The organism is Caballeronia sp. Sq4a (assembly GCF_023170545.1).
In the GTDB taxonomy this organism is placed as follows: domain Bacteria; phylum Pseudomonadota; class Gammaproteobacteria; order Burkholderiales; family Burkholderiaceae; genus Caballeronia.
The window spans coordinates 51,781-78,758 of the sequence record NZ_CP084253.1 but is presented as its reverse complement, the minus strand read 5'-3'; the positions used below and the strand labels follow the sequence as shown (position 1 = coordinate 78,758).

At 64.0% G+C, this 26,978-nt stretch carries 23 protein-coding genes; 11 read left to right on the top strand and 12 right to left on the bottom strand.

The window, feature by feature from the left end; translation table 11 throughout:
* The first annotated feature begins 11 nt into the window (after window positions 1-11).
* The 5 genes from LDZ24_RS24915 to LDZ24_RS24895 all read left to right on the top strand — a co-directional run bounded on the left by LDZ24_RS24915 (window position 12) and on the right by LDZ24_RS24895 (window position 6,048).
* Window positions 12-1,115 (top strand): SDR family oxidoreductase, encoded by a 1,104-nt coding sequence (locus tag LDZ24_RS24915; RefSeq protein ID WP_248324564.1) that lies wholly within the window; start codon window positions 12-14, stop codon window positions 1,113-1,115.
* A gap of 85 nt (window positions 1,116-1,200) precedes the next feature.
* Window positions 1,201-2,496: a murein biosynthesis integral membrane protein MurJ gene (gene murJ, locus LDZ24_RS24910; protein WP_248324563.1), complete on the top strand. Its 1,296-nt coding sequence runs from the start codon at window positions 1,201-1,203 to the stop codon at window positions 2,494-2,496.
* On the top strand, window positions 2,493-3,683 hold the full coding sequence (locus LDZ24_RS24905) for a glycosyltransferase family 4 protein (protein ID WP_248324562.1): 1,191 nt from the start codon (window positions 2,493-2,495) through the stop codon (window positions 3,681-3,683). Before murJ ends, LDZ24_RS24905 begins: the two co-directional genes overlap by 4 nt.
* The gene (locus LDZ24_RS24900) at window positions 3,680-4,855 is read left to right on the top strand and encodes a glycosyltransferase family 4 protein (protein WP_248324561.1); all 1,176 of its coding nucleotides are present in this window, start codon (window positions 3,680-3,682) and stop codon (window positions 4,853-4,855) included. Before LDZ24_RS24905 ends, LDZ24_RS24900 begins: the two co-directional genes overlap by 4 nt.
* On the top strand, window positions 4,852-6,048 hold the full coding sequence (locus LDZ24_RS24895; protein WP_248324560.1) for a glycosyltransferase: 1,197 nt from the start codon (window positions 4,852-4,854) through the stop codon (window positions 6,046-6,048). The genes LDZ24_RS24900 and LDZ24_RS24895 overlap by 4 nt, the downstream gene beginning before the upstream one ends.
* 119 nt (window positions 6,049-6,167) lie before the next feature.
* On the opposite strand, the gene LDZ24_RS24890 is transcribed toward LDZ24_RS24895, so the two are convergent.
* The 3 genes from LDZ24_RS24890 to LDZ24_RS24880 form a co-directional block, all read right to left on the bottom strand.
* Window positions 6,168-6,398 (bottom strand): hypothetical protein, encoded by a 231-nt coding sequence (locus LDZ24_RS24890; RefSeq protein ID WP_248324559.1) that lies wholly within the window; start codon window positions 6,396-6,398, stop codon window positions 6,168-6,170.
* Between the two features lie 199 nt (window positions 6,399-6,597).
* Window positions 6,598-7,686, bottom strand: coding sequence for a hypothetical protein (locus LDZ24_RS24885; RefSeq protein ID WP_248324558.1), 1,089 nt, complete (start codon window positions 7,684-7,686; stop codon window positions 6,598-6,600).
* 606 nt (window positions 7,687-8,292) lie between these two features.
* Complete coding sequence (locus LDZ24_RS24880; RefSeq protein ID WP_248324557.1) at window positions 8,293-9,477, bottom strand: GNAT family N-acetyltransferase; 1,185 nt, start codon at window positions 9,475-9,477, stop codon at window positions 8,293-8,295.
* Between the two features lie 390 nt (window positions 9,478-9,867).
* Between LDZ24_RS24880 and LDZ24_RS24875 the strand changes: the two genes are divergently transcribed.
* Window positions 9,868-10,992: a GNAT family N-acetyltransferase gene (locus tag LDZ24_RS24875; protein WP_248324556.1), complete on the top strand. Its 1,125-nt coding sequence runs from the start codon at window positions 9,868-9,870 to the stop codon at window positions 10,990-10,992.
* A gap of 73 nt (window positions 10,993-11,065) precedes the next feature.
* Here the strand turns inward: LDZ24_RS24875 and LDZ24_RS24870 are convergent, their stop codons facing one another.
* Together LDZ24_RS24870 and LDZ24_RS24865 are read right to left on the bottom strand one after the other, a co-directional pair.
* Entirely contained in the window at window positions 11,066-12,148 is a 1,083-nt protein-coding gene (locus LDZ24_RS24870; RefSeq protein WP_248324555.1) for an EpsG family protein, read from the bottom strand.
* Window positions 12,149-12,239: 91 nt separating this feature from the next.
* Window positions 12,240-13,241, bottom strand: a complete 1,002-nt coding sequence (locus LDZ24_RS24865; RefSeq protein WP_248324554.1) for a right-handed parallel beta-helix repeat-containing protein — start codon at window positions 13,239-13,241, stop codon at window positions 12,240-12,242.
* A gap of 141 nt (window positions 13,242-13,382) precedes the next feature.
* On the opposite strand from LDZ24_RS24865, the gene LDZ24_RS24860 reads away from it, so the two are divergent.
* The gene (locus LDZ24_RS24860; RefSeq protein ID WP_248324553.1) at window positions 13,383-13,949 is read left to right on the top strand and encodes a serine O-acetyltransferase; all 567 of its coding nucleotides are present in this window, start codon (window positions 13,383-13,385) and stop codon (window positions 13,947-13,949) included.
* A gap of 394 nt (window positions 13,950-14,343) precedes the next feature.
* Window positions 14,344-15,471 (top strand): glycosyltransferase, encoded by a 1,128-nt coding sequence (locus LDZ24_RS24855; protein ID WP_248324552.1) that lies wholly within the window; start codon window positions 14,344-14,346, stop codon window positions 15,469-15,471.
* Window positions 15,472-15,490: 19 nt separating this feature from the next.
* Here the strand turns inward: LDZ24_RS24855 and LDZ24_RS24850 are convergent, their stop codons facing one another.
* Both LDZ24_RS24850 and LDZ24_RS24845 read right to left on the bottom strand, forming a co-directional pair.
* Entirely contained in the window at window positions 15,491-16,510 is a 1,020-nt protein-coding gene (locus LDZ24_RS24850; RefSeq protein ID WP_248324551.1) for a polysaccharide deacetylase family protein, read from the bottom strand.
* 39 nt (window positions 16,511-16,549) lie between these two features.
* Window positions 16,550-17,731 (bottom strand): hypothetical protein, encoded by a 1,182-nt coding sequence (locus LDZ24_RS24845; protein WP_248324550.1) that lies wholly within the window; start codon window positions 17,729-17,731, stop codon window positions 16,550-16,552.
* 247 nt (window positions 17,732-17,978) lie between these two features.
* Between LDZ24_RS24845 and bluB the strand changes: the two genes are divergently transcribed.
* Window positions 17,979-18,626 (top strand): 5,6-dimethylbenzimidazole synthase, encoded by a 648-nt coding sequence (gene bluB, locus LDZ24_RS24840; protein ID WP_248324549.1) that lies wholly within the window; start codon window positions 17,979-17,981, stop codon window positions 18,624-18,626.
* Between the two features lie 4 nt (window positions 18,627-18,630).
* Here the strand turns inward: bluB and LDZ24_RS24835 are convergent, their stop codons facing one another.
* The 4 genes from LDZ24_RS24835 to LDZ24_RS24820 all read right to left on the bottom strand — a co-directional run bounded on the left by LDZ24_RS24835 (window position 18,631) and on the right by LDZ24_RS24820 (window position 24,299).
* Window positions 18,631-19,845 (bottom strand): YeeE/YedE family protein, encoded by a 1,215-nt coding sequence (locus LDZ24_RS24835; RefSeq protein ID WP_248324548.1) that lies wholly within the window; start codon window positions 19,843-19,845, stop codon window positions 18,631-18,633.
* Between the two features lie 88 nt (window positions 19,846-19,933).
* Window positions 19,934-21,019, bottom strand: coding sequence for a carotenoid 1,2-hydratase (locus tag LDZ24_RS24830; protein WP_248324772.1), 1,086 nt, complete (start codon window positions 21,017-21,019; stop codon window positions 19,934-19,936).
* Window positions 21,020-21,045: 26 nt separating this feature from the next.
* Window positions 21,046-23,607 carry an FtsX-like permease family protein gene (locus LDZ24_RS24825; RefSeq protein ID WP_248324547.1) on the bottom strand — a complete coding sequence of 854 codons (2,562 nt, stop codon included), beginning with the start codon at window positions 23,605-23,607 and terminating at the stop codon, window positions 21,046-21,048.
* Window positions 23,604-24,299 (bottom strand): ABC transporter ATP-binding protein, encoded by a 696-nt coding sequence (locus tag LDZ24_RS24820; protein ID WP_248324546.1) that lies wholly within the window; start codon window positions 24,297-24,299, stop codon window positions 23,604-23,606. The genes LDZ24_RS24825 and LDZ24_RS24820 overlap by 4 nt, the downstream gene beginning before the upstream one ends.
* Before the next feature lie 360 nt (window positions 24,300-24,659).
* Between LDZ24_RS24820 and LDZ24_RS24815 the strand changes: the two genes are divergently transcribed.
* Both LDZ24_RS24815 and LDZ24_RS24810 read left to right on the top strand, forming a co-directional pair.
* On the top strand, window positions 24,660-25,427 hold the full coding sequence (locus LDZ24_RS24815) for a bifunctional 2-polyprenyl-6-hydroxyphenol methylase/3-demethylubiquinol 3-O-methyltransferase UbiG (RefSeq protein WP_248324545.1): 768 nt from the start codon (window positions 24,660-24,662) through the stop codon (window positions 25,425-25,427).
* Window positions 25,427-26,104, top strand: a complete 678-nt coding sequence (locus LDZ24_RS24810) for a YdcF family protein (protein WP_248324544.1) — start codon at window positions 25,427-25,429, stop codon at window positions 26,102-26,104. Before LDZ24_RS24815 ends, LDZ24_RS24810 begins: the two co-directional genes overlap by 1 nt.
* Window positions 26,105-26,171: 67 nt before the next feature.
* Here LDZ24_RS24810 and LDZ24_RS24805 read toward each other — a convergent pair whose 3' ends face one another.
* Window positions 26,172-26,822: a hypothetical protein gene (locus LDZ24_RS24805; protein ID WP_248324543.1), complete on the bottom strand. Its 651-nt coding sequence runs from the start codon at window positions 26,820-26,822 to the stop codon at window positions 26,172-26,174.
* Between the last annotated feature and the right edge of the window lie 156 nt (window positions 26,823-26,978).

Here is a 26,978-nt window from a genome sequence, read left to right as displayed (position 1 = left end):
AGAGAACGACCATGCCCGACCCCGACCTTGACCTCGACCGATACGAATCCGTATGCGAAGCGTTGCGCGAGAAGCCGCAGACGTGGCTTGTCACCGGAGTGGCCGGCTTTATCGGCTCGAACCTGCTCGAAGCCTTGCTGGCGCTCGATCAACGCGTGGTCGGCCTCGACAACTTCGCGACCGGACACCGGCGCAATCTGGACGAAGTGCGCAGTGTCGTCGATGAGCGGCAGTGGCAGCGGTTTCGCTTCATCGAAGGCGATATCCGCAACCTCGCCGATTGCAAGGCGGCGCTCGAAGGCGTGGATCATGTGCTGCATGAAGCCGCGCTCGGTTCCGTGCCGCGTTCGGTGCGCGATCCAATCGCGACGCACGACGTCAACCTGAGCGGCTTTCTCAACATGCTGTGCGCGGCGCGCGAAGCGGGCGTCGAGAGCTTCACGTACGCCGCGTCGAGTTCGACATATGGCGACCATCCGGGCTTGCCGAAGGTCGAGGATCGCATCGGCCAGCCGCTCTCGCCGTATGCCGTGACCAAGTACGCGAACGAACTGTATGCGTCGGTGTTCGCGCGGACCTACGACTTCCACGCGACAGGGCTGCGCTATTTCAACGTCTTCGGCAAGCGTCAGGACCCAGACGGCGCGTATGCGGCCGTGGTTCCGAAGTGGACCGCCGCGCTCATCGAAGACGAGGTCATCACCATCAACGGCGACGGCGAAACGAGCCGCGACTTCTGCTATGTCGATAACGTCGTCCAAGTGAATATCCTCGCCGCAATGGCCGCGCGCGAGGCGAAGGGGCAGGTGTACAACGTGGCGGTCGGGGACCGCACGACGCTCAAGCAGTTATACGAAGAACTCAAGCGGGCGCTCGCCCGACATGGCATCACGAGCCGCCGGGATCCGGAGTACGGCCCGTTTCGCGCGGGCGACGTGCGCCATTCGCAAGCCGACGTCTCCAAGGCCGAGCGTCTGCTCGGTTACGGACGCAAGGTCGCCTTCGCGGACGGCATCGAGAGGGCCATGCCGTGGTATGTCCGCTTCCTTTCAGAACAAGCTGACCGCGAGCCAATCAGCGCACAGGCGCTTTCGGCCGCAGGCGGCGGACCATGAGGCCCTTGCGTTGATCTCACAATTTGCGGCACTGAGAGAACGGCTTTTACAGCTTCACCCGGATCACCTGCGCGCCGCGCGCGGGATGGCACGCGTCGCCGTCTTTGTCCTGCTCGGGCGATGCGCCGGCGCGGCCAAGGAAATGGTCATCGCGTATCGCTATGGCATCAGTCACGTCGTGGATGCGTATCAGATCACGCTGACGCTCGTTTCGTGGCTGCCGGCCGCATGCGCGGCGGTGTTCGCAATCGTGCTGGTTCCGGCATTCGTGGATCTGCGCCGCCAGTCGGCGAACGAGGAGGCACAGTTTCTCGGTGAACTCGTGGCATGGGGAATCGTCGTCGGCCTGGTCTTCACCGCGATCCTTTATCTCGTGTGGCCGTACGCGCTTCAATTCATGGCGGGCAGCCTCTCCGCGCAGACGAGGGAGATGGCGCATCAGATGATGCTGGTGATGGCGCCCATCGGGGTACTCATCATGATCGAGACGGCGTACGGCACGCGCTTGCAGTCGAAAGAGCGCCATATCGGCACGCTGCTCGACGGCTTGCCGGCCGTGATGACGCTGCTGCTCGTGCTGTTCATGACGGAAAAGAGCGCGATGGTGCCGCTCATGTGGGGCACGCTGCTCGGCTATGTCGTCTTCGTGCTGGTGGTCTGGCCGCTCGGCGGCAAGGTGGAAGGCCGTTACGCGCGCCTCTCGCTCACGTTCCGCTCGCAGCGCTGGCAACCCATCTATCGCGCAGTGCGCGTCTTCATGCTGGGCCAGCTCGTGGTGTGCTGCTCGCCCGCGCTGGATCAGTACTTCGTCGCGCATCTGGGCGATGGCGCGGTCGCCACGCTCGGCTATGCGAACCGCGTCTTCGGCCTCTTGATCAGCATGGGCGCGCTCGCCATTGCGCAAGGCACGCTGCCCGTGCTCTCCGACATTCTCGGCAAGGACGACGTGACGCGCGCACGGCAGACGGCGTTCCAATGGTCCGTGCTGATGCTGGGCGCAGGGACGGTGTGCGCCGTGATCGCGTATCCGCTCGCGCCGTGGATGGTGCAGGTGCTCTTTCAGCGCGGCGCGTTCACCGCGGGCAATACGCTGCTCGTCGCCGAGCTGATGCGATATTCGCTGGTGCAGTTGCCCTTTTACTTCGCCGCGCTGGTGATGATGAACCTCCTGGCCGTCGAAGGACGCTACAAGGACATGGCGGTCGTCACCGCGCTCGCCTTCGTCGTCAAAGTGCTGGCCAACGTCGTGCTCACGCGCTGGATCGGCATGCCGGGCGTGTTGCTCGGAACCGGCATGATGCACGCGTCGGTGTTCTGCCTGTCGATGATCGTCGCGAAGCGCGTGCCGCCCGCGCGTCCCACGGGAGATCTGGTCGCATGAACATCACGCTGCTCGTGAGTTCGATGGGAAGCGGCGGCGCCGAACGCGTCGCGGCCACGCTCGTCAATGCGTGGAGCGAGCGAGGCGACACCGTCACGGTGGTCGCGACGTATCGTCGAAGCACGCCCTGCTTCTATGCGCTGTCGGACAAGGTGCGCTTCGTGCGGCTGGCCGACCGCGTGAAGCAGCCGCGCAGCGGCGCGCTCGGGTATCTGGAGCGGCAGCGCGCACTGCGTGCGGTCATCGCCGAAAGCCGGCCGGATGTCGTCGTGAGCTTTCTGTACAACGTCAACGTCGCGGGCATTCTCGCGTCGCTCAGGCAACGCGTGCCGCTCATCGTGTGTGAGCACAACGACCCGTCCGTCGACGGCCGCTCGCGGTTCTGGCGGCTCGCCACCCGCCTTGCCTATCCGCACGCGGACGCGGTAACGGTCCTGACCGAGAACGTCGTGGAGCCTTTCCGCGCGATGGTGCCCGGCGTGCGCCACATGGCGGTCATGCCGAACCCGCTGCCGCCGGAACTGTTCCGCGAGTTCGAAAAGACGGCAATTGCCGCTGAGAACGGACGGATGCGCCTTGCTTCGTTCGGGCGGCTTCATCCGCAGAAGAATTATGGATTACTAATTGATGCGTACGCGTCGATTGCGTCGCGCTTCCCGCTGTGGGACCTGACCATTTGGGGCGAAGGCGCCGAGCGCGCATCGCTACAGGCGAAGATCGACGGCTACGGACTCGGCGATCGCATCTTCATGCCCGGCGTGACGAGCGATCCGTGGGCGGAGATGCGGCGCGCGCAGGCGTTCGCCATGTCGTCGCGCTTCGAAGGATTCGGGCTCGCGCTCGCCGAAAGCATGGCGCTGGGCGTGCCCGCCGTGGCAGTCGATTGCAAGAGCGGCCCGCGCGACATCACGCGCAACGGCGAAGACGCGCTGCTCGTGCCGCCGAACGACCGCGACGCGCTCGCCGACGCGCTGGCCCGTCTGCTCGGCGACGAAAGACTGCGCGCCGAACTCGGACGCAAAGGCGCGCAGTCGATGCGCGAGCGTTATTCGGTCGACGCGATTTTGAGGCTTTGGGACGCGCTATTCGAGCGCGTCGGTGTGCGGGCCGCCGGCATCCACGCGCCGCAGAGCGCGAACGTCCGCAATCGTCGGGGCACAACTACGCTGCATGGGACGAGGCCATGAACAAAGTCATCCTGTTTGCGAATACCGACTGGTATCTGTACAACTTCCGCCTGTCGCTGGCCTACCGGTTACGCGATATGGGTCACGAAGTCGTGCTGATCTCGCCGCCGGGCGAATACGGGCCGAAGCTATGCGAACTCGGCTTTCGCTGGCGCGCCGTGCCGATGATTCGCCGCAGTCTGAATCCGTTCCGCGAACTGGCGTTGGTGTTATGGCTCGCCCGTCTCTTTCGCGAAGAAGACGCGGCGCTGGTGCACGGTTTCACGATAAAAAGCGCAGTGTACGGATCGCTCGGCGCGAAGCTGGCTGGCGTGCCCGCGCGGGTGAACTCGGTGGCGGGCCTCGGCTACGTATTCACGAGCCGCGATTTGAAGGCGCGATTGCTGCGCCCGCTCGTTCGACGCGTGCTGCGCGTGGCGCTCGATGGCGACGACTGCGCGCTCATCCTTCAGAATCCCGACGACGTGACGATGTTCAAGACCGCGCGCCTAGTGGATGAGAAAGCGATTCATCTCATCAAAGGCTCGGGGGTCAACTGCTCGCGCTTCAAGGCGCCGCCCGACGACGCGCCGCTTTCGTCGGAGCCGCTGCGCGTGCTGCTCGCCGCGCGCATGTTGTGGGACAAGGGCATCGCGGAATTCGTCGAAGCGGCGCGCGCGCTCAAGCGCGAGCATCGCACCATCCGGTTCGTGCTTGCGGGCATGCCGGACGCGGGTAATCCGGCGTCTATCGAGCGGTCGACCATCGAAGGCTGGGTGGCCGAAGGTCTCGTCGAATGGCGCGGTCATGTGAGCGACATGCCTTCTCTGCTCGCGCAAACCGACGTGATGGTGCTGCCGAGCTATCGCGAAGGTCTGCCGAAATCGCTGATCGAGGCGGCGGCGTGCGCGTTGCCGCTCATCACGACGGACGCGCCCGGCTGCCGCGAAGTCGTCAGTCGCAACGGCGAGGACGGTCTCGTGGTGCCGGTGCGCGATGCGACCGCGCTCGCAAACGCGATCCGCCTGCTCGACGATGATCGCGCGCTCGCGCGCCGCCTGGGTCTTGCCGCTCGCGACAAAGCCTTGCGGGAGTTCGACGAAGCCATCGTGCTCGACAAGACCATCGGCGTGTATCGCACGCTCGCGCCCGCGCCGGAACGCGCGCCTTCTTCGCTGCACATCGCGCCGTGAAAATCGTCCATATCATCACGGCGCTGCCGGCCGACGGCGCGGAGATGCTGCTCTACCGGCTGATACGCGCATCGCGCGGGACCGGCGTTCGGCATACGGTGATCTCGCTTTCGTCCGAAGACACGCTGGCCGCGCGCATTCGCGAAGCGGGCGCCGAAGTGCGCATCCTCGGCATGCGTCGCGGCGTGCCCGGTCCGCGCAAGTTCGCGACGCTGATCCGCTGGCTCGGCGAGCTGGATCCGGATGTCGTGCAGACGTGGCTCTATCACGGCGATCTGATGGGCGGGCTCGCCGTGCATGCCGCGAGCGCGTGGCGACGCATGCGCGGTTCGCGCGCGCCGCGCCCCGCGCTCGTCTGGGGCATCCACCACACCGACTTGCGCTCGACCGGCAGCAACCGCATGACGCGCTGGGTCACGCGAGCGTGCGCGCTGCTGTCGGCGCGCGTGCCGGATTCGATCATCTGCTGCGGCGAAGCGGCCAGACGTTCGCACGCGCACGGCGGCTATTGTCCGACTAAGATGATGGTGATTCCGAACGGCTTCGAGCCCGATCTCTTCAGACCGATGCCGCAGGCGCGCGAGACCTTGCGCCGCGCGCTCGGCTTCGACGCGGATGCGCCGGTGATCGGTATCGTCGGGCGATATCATCCGGTCAAGGACTATCCGAACTTCATTGCCGCGATACGCCGCGTGTCTGAGGCGCTCCCGCATTGCCGCTTCGCGATGGCCGGACGCGGTCTCGACGACAGCAACGGCGAGCTCGTCGCTTGTCTGCGCGAGGCCGGTGTCGGCGACGCGTGCCGGCTCCTCGGCGCGCTGCCGGACCCGCAAACGACGCTCGCGGCGCTCGACGTGTTCTGCCTCTCCTCGCGCAGCGAAGGCTTGCCGACGGTGGTCGGAGAAGCGATGGCCTGCGGCGTTCCGTGCGTGGCGACCGATGTCGGCGATACGAAATGGCTCATCGGCGAAACCGGGTTCGTGGTCCCGCCGCAAGACGCAGACGCGCTTGCAACAGCGCTCATCGCGATGTTGACGCTGAGTGAGGAGACCCGCGCGGCGCTGGGAAAAGCGGCTCGCGAGCGGATAGAGCGCCAGTTTTCCATCGACACGACTTGGCACCGCTATGAGGAAACGTACCGCAGAACCCGCACGATGCCGCGCGGCCCGCGTGCCGAAAGGCTCAATGCCTGAAACGACGCTTTGCTTGCATTACGCGCGTGCGCTGTTGCCCACGACACGACAGACTGACGATTGAAGCTTTGGGTGGCGTTGAACGCGATGACCGGCCGACTTTGAAAAAACTGCAAGCGCTAGTCGGAGTGGCCCGAGCGCGACGACTGAGCCGCTTCGTTCGGCTTCAGCGGCCCGGACTTGTGAAACCGCGCACGCATGCCGCCGAACAATCCGGACGACGCCTCCGCGTTCTCCGATTTCCGGCGGTTGCGCCGCCGCGACGGCAGCAGCACCTCGGCCAGCGCCAGCAAGGCCAGAGCGACGACAGCGAAAAACGCGATCGTGCCGACAGTAGTGGCGAAATTCATGCACTCTCCAGATGATTCGGTGCCCGGGTAAACCGCAATCGGGCCACCCTTTTAGAGCACCATCCATGCCTTAAGTTTTCGGCAAATTTCCCTGGAAGTTTAGTGCGTTGGCGCTGAGTGGAAATCAGAGACAGCCGACAAACAGAAGAGCCGCGACGAAATGGCGGCTCTCCTGTCCATGGCAACGGACGCCTGCCGCTTAGCGCGTGTACGTCATGTTCGTCACTTCGACCGACGGGCCGGCGTTATCCCAGTCCGTCTTGCTGAAGCCGAGCGCCGAATGCGTGTACACCGGGTTGTCGCTGCTGATATGGCCCGTGACCGAGCGACCGTTCAGCTGCAAGCCGCCGACCGCGTACGCCACATGGTTCGAAGCGTTGTCGTGGTGGTTCGTGATGTCGATCGACACGACCTTCGCGACCGGTCCGGGGAACGCGCCGAGGTACACGAGGATGCCGTAGTGGCAGCTGTTCGTCGTCGGGCTGATGATCTTGATGTTCTGCAGCACCGCGTTGTTGTTGTTCGGCTCGATGTCGAGGCCGGCCGAAGGCATCGTGCCGCCGATGGTCGACCACGTCGGCGAGTCGAACGTGATGTTGCTGCCGCTCGTGATCGTCGCGCCCTGACGGCGGCAGCCCGTCGCCACGTGCTTGGTGATCATGACCGCGTTGCTTGCCTTCGTGACCGTGCGATACGAGTTGCCGATGTAGATGCCGTCGCCCCAGCAGTTGATGGTGGTCGGCGAGGTGATCGTGACGTTCGTTCCGCCGGCAATCGAAATACCCATGCCCTGCCCGCCGTCGTTCGGATCGTTCGTTGCCGAATTCAGCTCCTTGCTGCCGTCGAGCGTCGCGTTTTCGATCTGAACGTTATCGACGTCGAACACGCGCAGCATCTGGTAGCTCGCCGTGTTGTGCGCGAGCAGCTTGATCGACGCGCCGCTTGCGAAGCGCAGGTGCGAATTGGAGCGCAGATCGAGGCCGGCCGCGTCGATGCGCACCTTGCCCGAGATCAGCAGAATCTTGCCCACCGAGCCGTCGATGGCCTTTTGCAGCGCGACGCGGTCGTTGGTCACGCCATCGGCCTTCACGCCGAAGGAACTCGCGTTGACGACGGTGCCCGAGGTGGAGGAGCTCGCGGTCGCTTGCGTCGACGATGCCACGCTGGTGCTCGACGCCGCCGACGCGCTTGAAGCGGTCGACGCGCGGTGCCAGCGCTTGTCGGTGGCGGCGAGGTCGTCGGCGCTGCCGCCGCCGCACGCGGCCAGTGCCGCCGTGCCGGCGCCCATGACAAGCGCGGTTACGAACTTGCGGCGCGTGAAAATGCGGTTTTCGGTTTGGGAGGCGGTGTGCTCGAAAAAGGAATTAACGGTTTTTTTAGAAAAGGACATTGTGCTTGACGTTATTGATAGGCGACTAGGAAAAGAACGTTCGTCGAAGACCGATAGATCGGGCGACATTTGCCGAGCGGTTTAACCGGGGCGCTACATTGCCCAAAGCAAGCCACTCCCAATATGCCGGTCAAACTTACTTCATAACGCTCGCGTAACAAGGTATCTAATACCGACACCGGGGACGTATGATACATAACCTTGTATGATCATTAATAATGTTTCGTAACGAGCTGTAACGAAATAGCGGGGACAGGTCATAATGTCGAGGACGTACGTACGCCTCAATCGCACGTCTGGCGGGGGATTCGGGAAAACGCGGGGGATTACTTCTGAGGATTGATATTAATTTCGCACGAGCGGCGAAATTAATCCGTCGTCGCAAAAGGACGACGGTTTTCACGTCTGAGGAAAAGTGAAATTCTTTCTGGCAATATTCCTCTGAATTAATGCGCCGGCTGCGTGTTTTATTGCACGATTTTCCAGCCGGCGGATTTACTCAGATTATTTAGCGGCTTCGCTCGTGCGGGTTTCTACTGATTCACCACGGGTTTTGCCGGATGTGGCATCGCTATTCGGCCGACGCATTCCCGCGCGAATAGCGGCGAGTTTCGCAATGCCTTCCTGCATGGCGAATGCGACGCGTCCCCACGGAGACTGGGCGATCTGAATGCTGACCGCGACCGCGAGATTGCCTTTGCTCCAGTACGGCTTGAACGCCTCTGACCCGACGCCGAGGTCGAAGTCCAGCCGGTGTTCGAGCGCCCAGCGCACCCACGCCTCCGTGGTGATCGCGCCGGGCGCGAGCTTGCTGTGCTGGCGGTCGAAGCCGCCCATCGCGCCGAGAATGCTGTCGGTGCCCATCCCGATCATATTGGCCGCGATGGGCGCCCCATCGAGCGTGAGCACCATCATGCGCGCGCTGGGCTCCGAGTCAGATCCGGCCGGGTAGTTGAGGATGCTCACCAGATAATTGCGGAAGAGCGGCGAATAGAGCCATGCGCCCTTCTTGTCGACGCGCTCGGCCCAGTTGCGCTTGCAGGCGAGCATCCAGTCGACCATGCGGGCGTTCTCGTCAGCGTCGTCGGGGCCGAGAATGCGGATCTCGACCTTGCCCTGCCGCTCCAGACGCCTGAGCAGCGCGCCGGGCTTCTTCCCGGATAGCGTGCCGAGCGGCGCCGAGAAGCTCTCCCAGTCCTTCTCGCGCGAGAGTCGCGCAATGGCGTAGGGATGCTCGTTCGCGACCATCATGCCGTCGTGGGCGCTCGCCAGCCGATACAGATCGCCGGTCTTGTCCAGATAAGGAAGGAGGATAATGTCCGAGGGGCACTGCTCCCGCGCCGCGCGCCAGACGGCTTCGGTCAGCGCGGGCGACGCGTAGTCGGGGTCGGCGAGCACGGTCGTATAGTCGGCGGATTCCGGACTCAACGGACGCAGGATGGTCCAGAGCCGATTGCGCGAGCGCACGAGGGGCCATACCGCGATGAGACGACCTTCGCTACGAACCGCGATGAGCCGCAGCGCGCGCCCGAGCGGTTTTGCGACGCACTCCCAGCTCAGCCACGCAACCGGGAACGATTCGTGATGGCGGCCCTTGGCGCGCTTCCAGAGCGCCTGCCATTCGGGTTCGAGTGCCTTGAATACTTCGGGTGATTTGATGATCTCGATGTGCGGTGCTGGTGCAATCATGAATGTGCCTAAGCCCTTGCTTGGTTTAGGATCGCCCGTGGAACAGGGATCGACGGGTTGGACAAAAGTACGCGAGTCTGGACCCTTGGGTGTCCTGCGCCTGAAATCTTGCATCGGCGAGCAAGGGGCGCAACGTGCGATGCCGTACAGTGGTTCACGCGAATGCTCAATACCCTGCGGTAAAACACCGTAATACGTCGCCCGACGACGTAACTTGACATCGCCGAAAAATATGCATTGCCTCTTTGATCCGATCTCGGCACACGCTTTCCATCCCGCCACGCGAGGCATCGGAAAGTTGTCGACTAACGCGCACAGCGCCTGATCCTGATACTGCCGAAAGGCCCGAATCTAGCCCCATGGCTATCATGAACCGAGTTGCGAGGGACAATGGATAACGAATGCTTTTCTGTCAGTGCTCTACCCGATACGACGAATACCGAAGCAGTCAAAGCCAAACCCAAGACAAAACCCAACAAACCGAACAAACCCAAGGCTAAAGCAAAAGAGGTCGTCACGAGCGCGAACGACAACGCTCGACCGCAAGGAGCGTTCGAACGGTCGATCTTTCATCAGCCGTGGTGGCTCGATATCACCAGCGACGGCAGGTGGGGCATTGCCGAGGTCAAACAGGGCGATGAAGTGATCGGCGAAATGCCGTACACGCTCGAACGCAAAGGCATCTGGCGCATCTCGGCCTTGCCGCCGATGACCCGCACGCTCGGGCCCATCATCAAGCCGCAGAAGTTGGGCACCCCCGACCGCGAATGGTGTTATCGACTGGACATTACGAGGCAATTGATCGCCAAACTCCCGCCGGTCGCGCATTTCCATCAACTGATGGACACGCGCATGTCGGAAGCCGAAGCCTTCGCCTTCATGATTCACGGCTATGACGTGTCGATCGGCTACACGATGGAAATGCCAGCCGAACGGACGGAAGAAGAGGCATGGTCCGGCCTGCGCCGCAATACCCGCAACTGGGTGAGGCGCGCGAGCGAGCAGCTCACCATTCGCGAGATCGACAGCCCGGACGGCTTCACGCGCTTCTACGACGAGAACCTCGCCGTGCGCAAGCGCAACAACGTGTACGGCTCGCAGATCATGCGGCGACTGCTTACCGAGGTGCTTCAGCGCAAGTCGGGCACGTTGCTCGGCGCGTTCGATCAGAGCGGCAAGCTCGTGGCCGAGACCGCTCTCGTGTGGGACGACCGTGCGCTCTATTACCTGCTGTCTTCGCGTCTTCCTGAAGCGCACGGCGGCGCCATCAGCCTGCTGATCTGGGAAGCGGCGCGCGTGGCCCGCGAACGCAAGCTGCTGTTCGATCTCGACGGCATTTCCACCGCCAGCATTCTCGACTTCCTGTCGGGCTTCGGCGGCCGTCTCGTCACGCGTTACGAGATCGAGAAAGTTCGCGCGGACTTCGGCGCGCTGCGTACCGTCCTGCGCGGCGAAAAGACCGCGACCAAGACAGGCGCCAAGCGTCTGCGCAAAATGCCGGTGGAGAAAACGTGATCTGACGTGATCTGACGCGCTCGGGCGTTCGTCATCGACTCGCACATTGCGCCGATGACGAATCGCCCGCGGTCTAGCTGCCGATGAAATACGCGTAGACGCCCTCGAAATAGCTCTTGATGATCTCGGCGGATAGCACCAGCAATACGCCCACGATCCACCAGATCGAGAATGCGTTGCGGAAGCGAATCTGCGCCACGATGAAGGGCAAGAGCAACTGCACGCAATACCAGACGCGCCCCTTGCCGAACGGGAACAGCGCGAACGCGAGCACCAGATAGAAAACCAGCACGATATGCATGGTGGCCAGCTCGGTCCAGACCGTGGGCTGCGCCTTCGGCCTGTTCTTCCATTCCGAATACAGCATGACGATCGATGCCGTCATATAGACGACGAGCAGGATCACGAGCTTCATCGTGAAGTCGTTTTGATAGCCTGCATATTCGTCGATGCGTCGGCCGCCGAAATTGCGGAACAAAAAGCCCGCTGACGATACGAGCACGAGCGCCGTGACGCCCGCGCATGCGAACGATAGCCGCCGGCGGTCGCCGCACGCGCGGATCGCTACGAGCAACAGCGCCGGAACGGCGAACGTCGTGTGGACGAAGCTCGCGAGGACCCAACCCGTCAGAGGCCGCTGATACCGCAGCGAAAGCAGCATGGCGATGGAAAAGCCCATGCCCTGACGAATCTGGAATGTGCCGACCGTGGCGAGCGCCATTGGCACGACCGCCCACAGGCATAGCCCGACGAGCGGCCTGCGCACTTCCAGCAGCGCGATGAAGATCAGCGTGTTGAGCAGCACCACGGTCACGCGCACGCCCGTCTCAGGCGACAAGCCGAGCGCATTCAGCCCGACCACCCATGCGCGCCAGCCGAATTCCTCCGTGACCGTGCTGATGACAAAAGCGAGCGTCGATGTCCGTTGATAATAGGACGTGACGAACCAGTCCCACGTCGTGCGGCGGAAGTATTCGAGGTAGTTGTCCTGGTCGAGCAGCGTGGACACCTCGCGCGGACTCGTCGCCATCAGATAAAGAATGACGAGTGCAATGGCGATATAAGCCCAGCCGCTCGGCGTCGCAAAGAAGTTCTGCGCGCGATGCCCTGTCCGAGACGCCTGTGCGTCGCTCAATCGCATTGCCCGTGCTTTCATCTAAGGATTCCCAAAGGAATATCGTCCGAATACGAGCGTGCGGCGGCGCACGCATCGAGTCTGTACGTTGTCACACAACGCGCGGATGGCACTATCGGACGAGCCGCAGGTCCGTCACGACGACAGCGGGACCGCGCTTGTCGTAGTCCACGTTCTCGACCGACGCAAGCCGGGAATTCACCCACGTAGGCCCGCGACTTTCCACGCGGCCTTTTACGATCCAGCCTTTCGTATCGAGCCCCGAAACGCTGAACGCGTTGTCGGCCGAATTCTCATCGCGATGCCCGCTGATCCGAATATCGACATTCTTCGCCCTCGGTCCCGGCAATTGCGCGAGGAACACGAGAATGCCGATCTTGCAGCGGCGCGTGACGGGATCGACGACGCGGATGTTTTCGAGCACGTCCCGATTCGAGTTCGGCTCGATATCGAGTCCCGCGGAAGGCGCCGTGCCGCCGATGTCTTCCCATACGCCGCGCTCGATGGTGATGTTGCGGCCACTGATGATGGACACGCCTTGTCGCCGGCAACCGACCGCGCGGTGATCGACGAGACGAATGCCATCCGGCGCGGTAGCGCTCGGCCGGTAACTGTTCGCGATGTACACGCCGTCGCCCCAGCAGCCGATGGTCGTTGCCGAGCGAATCGTCACATTGGCGCTGCCCGCCACCGAGATGCCCATGCCATAGCCCTCTTCGTGGCGCTTGGCGGGCGCGGCGTTCAGTTCCTTGCTGCCGTCGAGCATCGCGCCTTCCAGCACGACGTCGTTCACGTCCCAGATGCGGATGATCTGATAGAACGGCGTGTCGTGCCACAGCAGCTTGATGGATGCGCCGGGCCGGAAGCGCACGCGCGATCCGCTCCTGAGTTCGACGCCGCTCGCGTCGATGCGGCAGCGGCCGCCGATCACGAGCGTCTTGCCGACGGAAGCGTCGATGGCCTTCTGAAGCGCGACGCGATCGTTCGTCGCGCCGTCGCCCTTCACGCCGAAGGTGGCGGCATCGACTGTATCGTCGGCCCACGCGAGCCGTGGCGCGACGCTTTTCATCAGGACACCCGAAGCAATCATCTGGATCGCGAGTCTTCTTTGCATACCGTTCAGGCGCATGCGCGCTTCATATGGAATAAGTCAAACGAAATGTGAGTTCTCACACTTATATGCTCGCTCGTCCCCGTTAGGCTAGGCGGCAACGACCGCCCTCTCCGCTCTTCAACTCACACGACAAATCGAGCAATGAAGCCCCTCGACCTTATCAGAAGCGATCTCTACCGCTACGCCGGATCGGTCGGTACCGGCGCATTCATTCGCAAGTTCGTTTCATCCGAAGGATTCAATTACTCCGTGTGGTTTCGCCTTGCATCGGGGTATTCCCGAGGACTGTCCGGCGTACTCCTTAGAATCATATTGCGCCGCAAACAGCGGCAATTCGGCATTGTCATTCCGGTGGGAACGCGTATCGGGCCGGGACTCTACATCGGCCATTTCGGCACCATCGTCGTGAATGAAACAGCGGTGATCGGCGCCAATTGCAATCTCTCTCAAGGCGTGACCATCGGCTCTAATCACGGACAAGCCGCGACCATTGGGGACAACGTATATATCGGCCCAAACGTGTGCATTGTCGAGAACGTATTGATTGGCGATTCGGTGACTATCGGCGCGGGAAGCGTCGTGACCTCGAATGTGCCTTCCAACGTGACGGTCGCGGGCGCGCCTGCTCGCGTGGTCAGCGACGACCTCGCGCGCAAGCGCGAAGGCCGCTATATCGTGCGCCGATGGGCCGCTCCGGACATTGCATGATCGTTCGGTTGTCATGACGGCGACACGAGATATGTCGGCAAGGTCGCTAAAGCACAAACGTAGGCTTTTGCGACCCGCCAATTTTGGATCAATACGAGGTCTAGCCAACATTTCGTCAACGAAAAACCTAGTTACCGAAACGGCTGTCCGCGCGATGATATTCGGACTCCAAACATCCGCGCACGCGCGGGAATTCCCTGATTATTCATAATAAAGGCTTTTCTAAACGGGACTTCGGAGCCCTTATTTATCGGTGTTTCTTTTTTAGCCGAAGCAGGTGTGTTGCATTTGCTTAAACGCACGGCCGGACCGTACCAATTCGCGGCCATCGTTCGCAGGTGCAGCATGTTCCGAACCGAATCGTCCGCACTGTTGACAAAATGAGTAAACGACAATGCTGAACCTTGCCCTCGGCTGCTTCACTTCGTTTTGTCTGACTCTTCTGATCGTCAAATACACGAGCCATGCGGGATCCAGATGGCTCGACAGCGATCTCACGGGAGTGCAGAAAAATCATGCGTTTCCGGTTCCGCGTGTCGGCGGCATCGCAATCATCGGAGGAACGGGTATTACGTTCGTCATGGGCGGCCTGTTCGGCGCCAACCCGCGCGGCGAGTCTCTGTTGCTGCTCGGATGCGCGGCCGTTCCGTTCATGGCCGGCTGCGTGGAGGACCTGACCAAGCGCGTGAGTCCGCGCGCACGGTTGCTCGCGGCGATGGCCGGCGCGATCGGCGGCGTCTACGCGTTGAATGCGGTGATCGGGCGCGTGGACCTGCCCATCGTCGACCGCGGTCTCGCGCTGATGCCGCTCGCCATCGCGCTGACCGTGCTCACAGTCTCCGGGCTCACCAACGCGATCAACCTGATCGACGGGATGAACGGCCTCGCTTCGGTATCGTCCATCCTCATCTTCGGCTCGATAGGCTATGTCGCGCATCAAGTGGGCGACTGGCTCATCATGAGCGTTGCGCTGACGATGATCGGCACCATCCTCGGTTTTGCGGTCTGGAACTATCCGGGCGCCGCGATCTTTCTCGGCGATGGCGGCGCTTATTTCATCGGCTTCGTCATGGCGGAACTGCTCGTACTCCTGATCGCGCGCCACCCGGCTGTTTCTGCGTGGTACGCGGCCGTGGTCGCCATCTATCCCCTCTTCGAGACCATTTTCTCGATCTATCGACGCAAGCTGGTGCGCGGGCGGCCGGTCAGCGAACCGGACGGCGTGCATCTGCATACGCTCGTGTATCGGCGGATTGCGCTGCGCGGCGCCGATTATCGCGATGTACGGCAGCGCGGACGCCGCAATGCGCGCACGTCGCCGTATCTGTGGGTGCTGTGCTCGGTGGGCGTCGTGCCGGCGTCGTTGTTCTGGAACGAGCCGGTCGTGCTATTCGCCACCGACCTCGTCTTCGTGAGCGTCTACGTGTGGTTCTACGCGTGCATCGTGCACTTCAGGACACCGCGCTTTCTGGTCGGCCATTCGTCGATCACGCCGGCCACGTCGCAAGAAACGCGGCGCTAGAAGGAACCGAAGCGGCGGCTCAGTTCGCCGCTTCGGACGCGTTGTATTCGGGCTCGTCCGTCCGATGCCGGGCGGCGAGCGCGCACAGTTCTTCCATGTTCATCGACACGAACCCGTACTTGTCGCGCAGATGCGCGTAGTGGTCCGCGATGCGCTGCAGCAATGCGATGTTCTGCGCCGTGTCGCGTCCGAAGTTGTGCGGATGCCACCACAGGTGATAGAGCCGCTTGTTGATGGCCGCATAGGTCATCGCGTCGGTGATTCGCTTCAAGCGAAGACCGTCCAGCCACGCGGTTTTGCGCTTATACGGCCTCAGGAAACTGCTGGCCGGGAAATTGAACGGCATCGCGCGATAGCAGTCGTCGAGCGCATAGGTGTTGTGGCCTGAGAGGTCGATGTAGGCATCGAGCAGGCGCGTCGCTCGCTTGAGCCGGCTCTGGCCTGCCTTGTCGGAGGCCGCATAGGCGTGCCCCTCTTGCGTGCCGCGATAGCACAGCACCCCGAAGCGCGTAAGCGAAGCGAGGTACGCGTCGTTGCACTGATTGCGCGGAAACACGATGCTTCGCACGGACACGCCCGCGCGTTGCGCCACTTCGACGGCGCGCGCGAGATCGGCTTCGAATTCGCGCACGCCCTGCCCTTCTTCCAGACAATAGTAGTGCGAGTACGTATGCGTGCCGATGGCCTGTCCCGGCTGGCGCGCAATGCGCTCGATCAGTTCCGGCGCGAAGTGATAGAGCGGATCGAGTTCGCGGGCGGCTTCGATGTACTCATAGGGCGAGATGCCGGGGCGCGTATAGCGGGGCCGCGCGTCCGGCAGATTCGCCTTGAGTTCGGCGACATCGCGATGGAACAGGAAGCCTACCGTCGCCCAGGTCGCGTGAATGCCGCTCGCGCCGAACACGCGCAGCATCTCGGGAATGGCGCGCCGCACGCCGCGCAAGTTTTCCCCGTAGCTCTCGATCGTGCGCGTCTCGCGCACGCCCCATAGCAACTCGAAGTCGAGAGAAACGGTGAAGACGCCGTGATCGAATGGCATGAATCGGTCTCCCGACAAAATACGCGCGGCTACGGTGGATCAACGAGCGGAACGGGCCATGGCGTTTCGGTCGCGCAATGGCGTCGCGGCGGGCGTGTCGGGCACATCGCTTCGCGCATCGGCGGTTGCGCCCGCGCGCTCGTACGCCAGCACGAGGGCAATGTTCACGCACAGGATCATTAGAAGGCCGACGATCAACATGCTCAGATTGCGCAATTCATCGTGGAATCCGAACGTGATGAAAAGCGGCACGTTCACGGCGAGCGCGATCCAAACATGACGCCGGAAGACGACCGGCAGCTTGCTCCAGCCGGAGCGCAGCAGAACAACGGCAATCACGATGTTGATGACGTTGAAACCCTTCGACATCACGACGCCATAGTTGTATTCGAAGCGCAGATAGCTCAACGGATGAATCAGAAAGTCGAGGTTATGGAACAGATGGAACTGCGCGACATCGCCGCTATTTCCCGCATATTTCAGCTTGATGGCCAGATTGACCGCCGCCGCAATGGCGAGCAACACCGCTTGCACGATCACGGCGCGACGCAAGGAAAGTCGCGCGTGAAGAAACGGAAACAACGTCAGCGTGAAGAAGAGAAACGATTCCTTGTTCAATGTCGCGATGGCCGTGAGCGGAATCAGCCATAACGCTCGTCCGGTCGCCGCGAGCCATACCGCGAGCATCATGAAAAGGAGTTCGGGGAAGTCGTAGAAATAGGCGCCGTCGGTCAATATCAGCGGGAATATCGCGGCGAGCGCCATCGGCGCGAGCGTGCTTGCGGTTCTGTCCGCCTGCAAGGTCATGCAGACGGCGCGCATCGCGAACATCGCCAGAAAGAGCGCGGTGAACGACATGCCGAAGATCAGGTAATAGCGCAGCGCGTATTGCGGATTACGCGCGTCGACGGCGCTCGGGTAAAACCAAGTGATCGGATGATGCGTGCGGTTGTCGTCCATCAGAAGCGCGTCGACTTTCGTCTTCAGCTTCTCCGGCATGGCGCGTTCGACGCCGTTCGCGAGCATCGGCAATAACTGGCGATAAACGAAGGGACGATCGATCGTGCCATCGAGCATGGCGGGCAACGCCCATTCCGGCGTCTGGTCGCGGAATTGCCACTTCGTGAAATAGCCGTTGTACGATGCCGCCGCGACCACGTAATACATCACGACGAGCAGCATCCAGCGTACACCGCGGCGCAGAACGGGTTCGTTAAACATGGCGATCTCCAGACGATGTGTCGACCCAGCCCCGCAGCTCGGCACGAGACTGATATCGGTCAGGCGACTGTTCCGGACAGCCTCGCGCATGTTCGCTGATTTTCCTCGCCGCGAAGGTGGGCTACCGCACCGTTATGCAAATGCAAGGCGTACTGAGCGAAGGCCGCCGCGACGCTTTCGCGACTGGCGGCCTGTGCGACATCGCGCGATGCGGATAGAGTGGCGCTACCGCAATCCTTTCGAGATCATGGATAACCAGACCTTCAGCGAATCCGAACGCAACGCCGTGTATCGCGCCATTCAGGAGCGCCGCGACATGCGCCATTTCGTGAGCGATCCCGTCGCGCCGGCCGTGATGCAGCGGCTCATCGACGCCGCGTTGCATGCGCCGAGCGTCGGCTTCATGCAGCCGTGGCGCATCGTCCGGATCACGTGCCCCGAGATTCGCGCGCAACTTCACGCGGCGGTCGAGCGCGAGCGCCTGCTGACCGCCGATGCGCTCGGCGAGCGGCGCGATGCGTTCATGAAACTGAAGGTGGAGGGCATGCGCGATTGCGCGGAGGTGCTCGTGATGGCGCTGATGGACGGCCGCGAGCGCCATGTGTTCGGCCGCCGGACGCTGCCCGAGATGGATCTCGCGTCGGTGGCCTGCGCCATTCAGAACATGTGGCTGGCGGCGCGCGCCGAAGGCATCGGCATGGGATGGGTGTCGCTTTTCGATCCGCAGGAAATCGCCGACGTGCTCGCGATGCCCGCAGGCGCGCGGCCCGTGGCGATTCTTTGCGTCGGACACGTCGAGCGGTTCTACGACGCGCCGATGCTGGAAACCGAGGGCTGGGCCACGCGCCGGCCCCACGAAGAATGCGTCTTCGAGAACCGGTGGCCGTCGCGTTGACTTCTTAACAGGCCGTCGGCCTGACGCGTTCCACTTCCAGCCCGAAGAGCGGGCGCAGGCGCGTGCCGAGCACGTTGCCGAAGAACGCCGCCACGAGCCACAGCCAGCCGTGCAGGCTGCCCGACACGATGCCGCTGAAGTACGCGCCGATATTGCATCCGTACGCGAGCCGCGCGCCGTAGCCGAGCAGCAGACCGCCGACGATGGCGGCGATCAGCGAGCGCATCGGCACGCGCCACACCGGCGCGTAGCGGCCCGCGAGCGCGGCGGCGAGCATCGCGCCGAGCACGATGCCGATATCCATCACGGACGTCACATCGTGCGAGACCGGCGCGGCGAGCGTCGCGGCGTTCGGCTTGCTCATCCAGTACGGCCAGCTAGCGACGTCGAAGCCGATGGCGGAGGCCGCCTTCGCGCCCCACAACGCGAACGCCGACGTGACGCCCCACGGCCGGCCCGACAGCGCGAGCGTCGCGAAGTTGAGCACCGCGAGCGCCAGCGCGCCGGCCAAGAGCGGCCACGGACCATGCAGCCACGGCGACGTGTGCGCGGGCTGCACGTGCGCGGCGACGAGCTTGCCGTGCCGGCGCTTCTCGATGACGACCGTCAGCGCGGCGATCAGCGCGAACACGATCCAGTTGACCGCGAGCGCGGGCGCGAGGCCCAGCGACTTCACGAGCGAGATGGGCTGCAACGAAGGCAGCGCGGTCCAGAACGGCATATGCGCGGTCGCGATCACCGATCCGACGATGAACGCGGCAAGCGTCACGATCATGCGCGTGCTGCCGCCGCCGACCGTATAGAGCGTGCCGGATGCGCAGCCGCCGCCCAGTTGCATGCCGATGCCGAACAGAAACGCGCCCACGATCACCGACGTGCCCGCAGGCGACACGAGCCCGGTCACGGGCATGCCGAAAAGCGACCCGGCCGACAGCGCGGGAAAGAACAACGCGACGCCCACGGCCAACATGAGCATTTGCGCGCGCAGGCCGGCGCCGCGGCCATCGGCAATGAAAACGCGCCACGCGGACGTGAAGCCGAAAGCGGCGTGATAGAGCGCGACGCCGAGCAGCGCGCCGACCACATACAGCGCGGCCTGACGCGCGCCGGCAGTCTGCGCGAGATAGAGCATACCGGCAAGCAGAAGGAGGCCGGCAACGGTCAACGGCTTCGGGTTGATCTCGGTGCGGCGGCGAAGAGGGCTGGCTAAGTCAGACATGATGAGTCGAGGCGGTGAATTTGCGTAAACCCCTATATTGTCGGCCTATTTCGGGGTTCTTGCTGACGGCCGATCGGTCGCCGCTTGGTCACCGCTTCCCTGCTTCGGCCTCCTTGCCGTAGCCCGTGAGTTCGAGATAGCCGCGTCCGCCCTTGCCTTCCGCCTGGCCCTGGCCCGTCACCGTCACGGCGCCTTCCCAGTACACCGCGCCGGTGGAATCACGCGAGTCGAGTTCCTGATCGTCGATGAGCGGCGCGAGACGCCAGCGCATCGCGCCGACGCGCACGGTCATCGCGACCGGATAGCGCGTGTTCGTGCGCGGCGAGCGCCACTGGCGTTCCGGCGTGAACTCGACATCGCCGGGACTGAACTGCGTCGTGCGGCCATCGCGGTCGCGCAGCGCGGCGTGCGCCCAGACCGCGCGGCCGTCGCGGCTGCGGACCTTGAACGCCATCAGCGCGGAACCGTCGTCGAGGTTCGCGCCGAGCCAGTCCCAGCCGGCGGCGTCGGCGGGTAGCAAGGTGCTCGACCACTCGTGATCCAGCCACGCGCTGCCGGTGACATCGACCGTATCGCCCGGGCCTTTCGCCGACGGCCGCGTGACGCTTCCCGTCACCTGCAATTGCGGTTCGCTGTAGTAATAGCTCGCTTCTTCCGGCGACGGCCCCTTGCGCGAATAGCCGCGCTCGCCCTGAATCATCGGCGGCTGCGTCGGCGTGAACGTGAGATGCAGCGCGAAGCCGGCGGCATCCGCGCTCACGGTGTAGCGGCCATCGGCTTCGCGCACCATGCGCCATGCGTCGAGCTTGACGTCGGTGTTGCCGTTCGCCGCATACGCGAGCCCGAAGCCCTGCCGCGCGATGTCCTGATCGTGCACGAGCCGCCCGAACGCCGGATCGGAGAGCGCGGCGTGCGCGACGATGACCTGCGACGGATCGAACGCGCCGCCGCCGGCCTTGCCCGTATTCGAGCGAAAGAACGTGATCTGGAAACCGAGCGGCTTCTTGTCCGGCGTCTGCAGCCAGCCGGTCGCATACCACCACTCCGTGCGGTACGCGGGATGCGCGCCGCTGTCCTGCGGCCAGTCGATCGCCCGGCCCGGCACGACCGCCGCGAACGGCGCATCGGCGGCGAGCGCGCTCGTCGAAAAAAATGCGGCGAGCGCCAGGAGCATCGCGATAAAGAAGCTGAAGCCGCGCATCACCAGTCCTCCCGCACGGCGCGCACCGCGTCGACCGATACGGCGCGCCGCCCCGCCAGCACCGCCGTCGTGCAGGAAGACACGAGCATCACCGCGCCGATGACGACGAGCATCGTCCACGGCACATGCAGCGACATGGTCCAGTGGAACGATTGCGGATTGACCACGAAAACGAGGATCAGACTGATGGCGAAGCCGAGCACGCAGCCCATGGCAATGCCGAGCAGCGTCAGCAGGCCGCCTTCGGAGGCGAGCAGCGCGAGGATCTGTTTTCGCGTCACGCCGACATGGCGCAGCATGCCGAATTCACATGAGCGCGCGAGCGTCTGGACCGAGAACGTCGCCGCGACGCCGAACAAGCCGATGATGATCGCCACCGCTTCCAAAAGGTACGTCACTGCGAAGCTGCGATCGAAGATGGTCAGCGTGCGCGAGCGGATGTCCCCGGGCTGCGAGAATTCGAGCGCGTCGCCGAACGGCAGGCTTTGCAGCGCCGCGATGACCTGCCCTGCCCGCACGCCCGGGCGCAGCGTGATGGCCACTTCGGTCGCGCCCATGTCGCCCGTCAGCCGCCGATAGTCCGCGAGCCGGAATTGCAGCGCGCCGGTCTGCCGCACGTAGTCGCGCCAGATGCCCGCCACGACGAAATGTTCGTCCGCGCCGCCGAGCGGCAGCGTGACGCGCTGGCCGGTGCGATAGCCGTACAGATCGGCCATCGCCTCGGACGCCCACACGGGCGTTTCGTCGGCGCGCCATGCTTCGGGCGGCAACGTCGCGCCGGTCATTTGCAGCATCGCGCCGGGGTCCGCGCCGTTGATCTCGCGAGCGATCACGGCGACGGGCGGTTTCGAGGCATCGAGCGTCACTTGCGAAGAACGCGAGAACGCCGCCCGCGCGACGCCGCCGGTAGCCGCGATCTGCGCCTGCTGCTGCGGCGTGAGTCCGCCCGTATCGCCGGTGGATGCGAGCCGCGCATAGACATCGGCGGAAAGCAGATGCTCCAGCCAGTCCACCACCGATATGCGGAAACTCGCCACCATGATCGCCATCGCGACGATCAGCGTGAAGCTCGACAGCACGCCGCCCATGGCGATCGACGCCTGCCCCGGCGCGTTCGCGAGCCGCGCGAGCGCGAGCGTGCCCACCGCACTGCGGCCATGATTGCGGCGCAGCCACGCGTAAGCCGCGCTCGCCGCGCCGAAGACCATCGCCGTGAGCCGCGGCATCAGCGCGATGCCGCCCACCAGCAGAAGCGCGACGGCGAGATAGCCCGCGATGGGCGCATCGTCGATGGGCGGCGCCTGCGTGAGCGCCGCGCCCGCGACGAGGCACAGGAGCGCGGGCCACGGCGTCGAAAGCGGCGAGAGCGCGGCTTCCTCGCTGCCCGCTTTCAACGCCGGCGCGGGGCGCGCGCGAACCGCTTCGAGCGCGGGAACGAACGTGCCCGCGAGCGCGACGCCCAAGCCGAGCGCGAGAAAGATCGCGGTCGAGACCGGCTCGAAATGCACGCGCGGCTGCACGCCCGGAAAGTAGCCGCCGCCGAGATCGCTGCCGAAAAAGCGCAGCGCGAGCCCGGCCACCGCAAAGCCGAGCGCGATGCCCAACAGCGCGCCCGCAACGCCGAGCAACGCGCCTTCGGACATGATCTGCCGCACGAGCTGACCCCGCGTCATGCCGAGGACGCGCAGCATCGCGAACTGCGCGCGGCGTCGCACGACGCCCGCCGCCTGCGTCGAAAAGACGAGGAACGCGCCGGTGAAGAGCGCAACCAGCGCGAGCACGTTCATGTTGATGCGGTAGGCGCGCGACAGCCTGTCGGTGCGGCTTTCCGTGTCGCGCGTCTCCGCGACGACGAAGCGCGGCCCCAGTTCATCCTGCAACGCGCGACGAAACGCTTCGCGATCGACGCCGCGCGCGAGTTGCAGGTCCACGCGCGAGAGCCGCCCCTGCACGCCGAAGCGCGACTGCACGGCGGCGATATCCATCACGCCGATACGCTGACCCGGCAACGCCCGCACGATGCCGCCCGCGACGCGCAAGCGCACCGGCGACGTGCCATTCTGCAAATCGACGTCCGCGCCCACGCGCGTGTTCAGCCATTGCTGCGCGGCGGTCGACAGAAAGATGGCGTCGTCCGACAAGACGTCGAGCGGCGTCTGCGGCGACGGCACGCCGGTCAGATCGGGCGCGATGCGCTTTGCGCGAAACACGTCGATGCCGAGCACCTTGAGCGGCGCGGTCTGCTTCGGCACGGCGACGTCGAGTTCCAGCACGGGGCTCGCCACGACCACGCCCCGGCGCATGGCGAGCATCGGATAAAGGCGCTCGTCGATGAACTGTTGCGCGCCGCGCACCTGCAAGTCCGCCTGCCCCGACAGGCTGCGCGCGGCGGCGGAAAATTCGTTGAAGGCCGCGCTGTTGATGAGTTGCACCGCGTAACCGAGCCCGACGCCGAGCGCGATCGTCAGCACGGCGACGAGCGCCCGCCCGCGATGACTGCGCCATTGAGCGCCCAGCAGCCAGCGCGCGAGCATGCGATGACCGGCGGCGCGCGCCGTCATCGCGCGCGCGACTCGTTGAACGCCGCGAGCGACGCGGCTTCGTGCAACGTGCCGTCGGCGAGGATCAGCACGCGGTCGGCGAACGCGGCGGCCGCTTCCGAATGCGTGACCATGATCGCGGCGGCACCGGTCGCTTTCGTTTCGGCGTGGAAGAGGCCGAGAATTTCGTGGGCCGTTTGCGGATCCAGATTGCCGGTCGGTTCGTCGGCGAGTATCAGTCGCGGGCGATGCACCAGCGCCCGCGCGATGGCCACGCGCTGAAGTTCGCCGCCGGAAAGCTGGCGCGGCAGATCGTTCTGACGATTGAAGAGACCGACGGCCGCGAGCATGCCGTGGGCGGGCGTGGTCGGCAGGCCGTTCAGGAGCAGCGGCACCGCGACGTTCTGCACCAGCGTGAGATGCGGCAGCACGTGAAACGCCTGAAACACGAAGCCGAGCTTTTCGCGCCGCGTTTTGGTGGCGGCTTCGTCGCTCATCGCGGAGATGGGCACGCCGTCGATCAGAATCTCGCCGCTGTCGGGGGCGTCGAGGCCCGCGACCAGATTGAGCAGCGTGGATTTCCCCACGCCCGAGTCGCCCATGATCGCGATGAATTCGCTCGCGCCGAGCGTGAAGTCCAGCCCTGCAAGAATGGTTCTGCCGGGACCATAGGTTTTGTGAAGGCGGCGGCATTCCAGGGCGGGGCGTGTCATAGGCAAGCGCGCTCAATATCCTCGGGTGACGAGTATTATGCCTAAGGTGTTTCGTCCGATGTGAACGACCATCGCCGCCATTCGTTGGACGTTTCGCGTCGACCTGTTCACCCGCTTTCTCTTGCGCATTCCGTGCGCCCGCCGGCCCGCGCACGTGTGCGCATTGTGCGGTACGCCACATAGGTCCGTTGCCCGCTGGACTAGATTGTTCGCAAAGAAATGGCGTCGCCTTCCTGCATGGATCGGCACCCCTGAACAAGTCGTTCCGAGCCTTCATTCCGCTTAGGATACCTATCTTTTTTTGGTACCCGCCGTTCAAGGTGAATCGCATACATCCATCTGACGAAACAAGGGACATCAATGAAAAGCAAAAAAGACGGCTATGGCTATAACGAACGCCTCTTCTCCGGCGGAGTCCGCGGCCGGTTCCATCTGGCGCGTTTCAACTGGATCGCCCGCGAGCTGGCCCGGCGGCGCTGCGCATCCGGCTCGGTGCTGGAACTCGGTTGCTTCGACGGAAAGCTGATCGAGTTCCTTCCCACCGCGCCGAAGAAGTACGTCGGGTACGACGCAAACTGGGAAGGCGGCCTCGACATCGCCGCGAAGAAATGGGGCGAGCACGCCGACTTCGTCTTCCACGAGGCGACGCAGCCCGAACACATGGCGCTGGCCGACGACGAACGCTTCGATATCGCCGTGTCAATGGAAACGCTCGAACATGTGCCGCCGCATCTCGTCGATGGCTATCTGCGCAAGATCGCGGAGCATCTCGACGGCTACCTGTTCGTCACGGTGCCGAACGAAAAGGGCATCGTATTTCTGACCAAGTGGACGCTCAAGCGCATGCTGAGCAAGGACGCGCACGCCTATTCGTTCGATGAGCTCATGAACGCGACGCTCGGCAGAATGGAGCGCGTGCGGCGCAACGAGCACAAGGGGTTTGACTACGGCGCGCTCGTGCAGCAAATGAAAAAGTACTTCGATATCGTGGAAGTATCAGGGCATCCGTTCGGCTTTCTGCCCGCGCAGCTGTGTTTCAGTATCGGAATCATCGCGAAGCCCAAGGGCGTCACGCATGCTGCGCCTTACGAGAGCGAACCGATGCCGGGAGCGGCCGCGAAAGCCTGATGATTTTGCGTGCGCCCGGACGACCCGCCTGGCTGATCGCGGCAGCGGCGGCGCTTGCCGGGGTCTGGTTGATCGGCTCCGGCGTCTGGGGCGCCGCCTTCCGCGATCCCGGCGATGAGCCGGCGGTATCGCAAGGAGAGCATGTCGCGATCGTGCTGCTGAGTGCGGGCGCGCGCCGCGAACGCCCAGGCGGCGCGTGGGTTCCGACTCGCGATGCGTTTTATCGTATCGAGAAGACGGCCGACGTGTATCGCGCCTGCAAGCACGACGAACGCACGTGCGCCGTGATCGTGAGCGGCGGCGACCCGGACGGCCACGGCATCTCCGACGCGCAGCTCTACCAGCCGTGGCTCGTCGGGTCAGGCGTCGATCCGCGCGACATCACGCTCGAAACGCAGAGCGCGAATACACGCCAGAACGCCCGTTACGTGAGCCGCATCCTGCACGGCATGCCACACGACAGCGTCACGCTCGTGACTTCCGCTTATCACATGCGCCGCGCACAGCTCAATTTCGAGGGTCTGGGGATTCGCACACACGCGGCGGCGGCCTTTTCGGACAGCGCCACAGTATCGCTCGTTCCGCGGCGAAAGAATTTCCTCGTCGCCTATCACGTCGTGCATGAAACGCTCGGCATCGCGCAATACTGGGTCATTCACTGGATTGGCGTGTTCTAGCGCCGTAATTTATTCGTCGTTCAAAGTAAATTGATGCTTCCTGCGGATGTCCCGCCGCGCCCGGCATTTACCGCCCCGACTTCACCGCATCGGCTTCGGCCGGCTTCTCCCAGCCGAACGCCTGCACGTCCGTCACCGCGCCGCCGACCGCCACGACACCGCGTATCTCGCCGGGCATCGGCAGCACGATCGCGTGCCACGATGCATCCGCGCCGCTGTCGCACCGCTCGGCGCGCGTCTTCGCGATGCGCGCCGCATCCGCGAGCGCATCCACCGTGACGCCGATGCCGACGCTCGCCGCGCCCACCGCGATCACGATCCAGATGCCCGAATACGCGACATCGACGCAAACGCTGCGTTCGCCGCGGGGATCGGTGGCGATGATGCGCTCGTCCGGGCCGTCCTCGACCTGCACTTCTTGCGGACGGCAATCGAACATCTGCGAGACGACGAGCCGCAGCGTCGCGCGCGCCACGCCGAAACGCCGCCCGATGGCCGAATGCGGATGGAGCCGCGCGCGCCTGCGCTCCGCGACATTCAACCAGCTTCCAACGTTCGACGCCGACGCAAAGCGGAATTCGCTCGTGATGAGCCATACGCACAACTCGCCGCTCGCGGGCGGCCGGTCGACGGCCCGCGATTTCGCGAGGTCGTGATAACGCCACGCGGCGTCGTCGGCCAGCTTCAGCGGGAAAGACGTGCAGACGCCCTGCATCATGCACAGAGGCTCGGTCGACGGGCAAAGGCATGCGGCATGGCGGCGACCTCTCAGGTTGTTTTTGTGGGGCGCCCGCCGGGCGGGCCAACCTGCATTTTCCGGAACGGTTCCTTAACAAACGCTTATGAGACGGCCTTCATTTAGCATGCAATGGTA

Bases quoted from the DNA above. Each gene is read 5' to 3' on its own strand.
- LDZ24_RS24915 (WP_248324564.1), top strand. From the start codon at position 12: ATGCCCGACCCCGACCTTGACCTCGACCGATACGAATCCGTATGCGAA.
- murJ (WP_248324563.1), top strand. From the start codon at position 1,201: ATGGCACGCGTCGCCGTCTTTGTCCTGCTCGGGCGATGCGCCGGCGCG.
- LDZ24_RS24905 (WP_248324562.1), top strand. From the start codon at position 2,493: ATGAACATCACGCTGCTCGTGAGTTCGATGGGAAGCGGCGGCGCCGAA.
- LDZ24_RS24900 (WP_248324561.1), top strand. From the start codon at position 3,680: ATGAACAAAGTCATCCTGTTTGCGAATACCGACTGGTATCTGTACAAC.
- LDZ24_RS24890 (WP_248324559.1), bottom strand. From the start codon at position 6,398: ATGAATTTCGCCACTACTGTCGGCACGATCGCGTTTTTCGCTGTCGTC.
- LDZ24_RS24885 (WP_248324558.1), bottom strand. From the start codon at position 7,686: ATGGGCGCCGGCACGGCGGCACTGGCCGCGTGCGGCGGCGGCAGCGCC.
- LDZ24_RS24880 (WP_248324557.1), bottom strand. From the start codon at position 9,477: ATGATTGCACCAGCACCGCACATCGAGATCATCAAATCACCCGAAGTA.
- LDZ24_RS24875 (WP_248324556.1), top strand. From the start codon at position 9,868: ATGGATAACGAATGCTTTTCTGTCAGTGCTCTACCCGATACGACGAAT.
- LDZ24_RS24870 (WP_248324555.1), bottom strand. From the start codon at position 12,148: ATGAAAGCACGGGCAATGCGATTGAGCGACGCACAGGCGTCTCGGACA.
- LDZ24_RS24865 (WP_248324554.1), bottom strand. From the start codon at position 13,241: ATGCAAAGAAGACTCGCGATCCAGATGATTGCTTCGGGTGTCCTGATG.
- LDZ24_RS24860 (WP_248324553.1), top strand. From the start codon at position 13,383: ATGAAGCCCCTCGACCTTATCAGAAGCGATCTCTACCGCTACGCCGGA.
- LDZ24_RS24855 (WP_248324552.1), top strand. From the start codon at position 14,344: ATGCTGAACCTTGCCCTCGGCTGCTTCACTTCGTTTTGTCTGACTCTT.
- LDZ24_RS24850 (WP_248324551.1), bottom strand. From the start codon at position 16,510: ATGCCATTCGATCACGGCGTCTTCACCGTTTCTCTCGACTTCGAGTTG.
- LDZ24_RS24845 (WP_248324550.1), bottom strand. From the start codon at position 17,731: ATGTTTAACGAACCCGTTCTGCGCCGCGGTGTACGCTGGATGCTGCTC.
- bluB (WP_248324549.1), top strand. From the start codon at position 17,979: ATGGATAACCAGACCTTCAGCGAATCCGAACGCAACGCCGTGTATCGC.
- LDZ24_RS24835 (WP_248324548.1), bottom strand. From the start codon at position 19,845: ATGTCTGACTTAGCCAGCCCTCTTCGCCGCCGCACCGAGATCAACCCG.
- LDZ24_RS24830 (WP_248324772.1), bottom strand. From the start codon at position 21,019: ATGCTCCTGGCGCTCGCCGCATTTTTTTCGACGAGCGCGCTCGCCGCC.
- LDZ24_RS24825 (WP_248324547.1), bottom strand. From the start codon at position 23,607: ATGACGGCGCGCGCCGCCGGTCATCGCATGCTCGCGCGCTGGCTGCTG.
- LDZ24_RS24820 (WP_248324546.1), bottom strand. From the start codon at position 24,299: ATGACACGCCCCGCCCTGGAATGCCGCCGCCTTCACAAAACCTATGGT.
- LDZ24_RS24815 (WP_248324545.1), top strand. From the start codon at position 24,660: ATGAAAAGCAAAAAAGACGGCTATGGCTATAACGAACGCCTCTTCTCC.
- LDZ24_RS24810 (WP_248324544.1), top strand. From the start codon at position 25,427: ATGATTTTGCGTGCGCCCGGACGACCCGCCTGGCTGATCGCGGCAGCG.
- LDZ24_RS24805 (WP_248324543.1), bottom strand. From the start codon at position 26,822: ATGATGCAGGGCGTCTGCACGTCTTTCCCGCTGAAGCTGGCCGACGAC.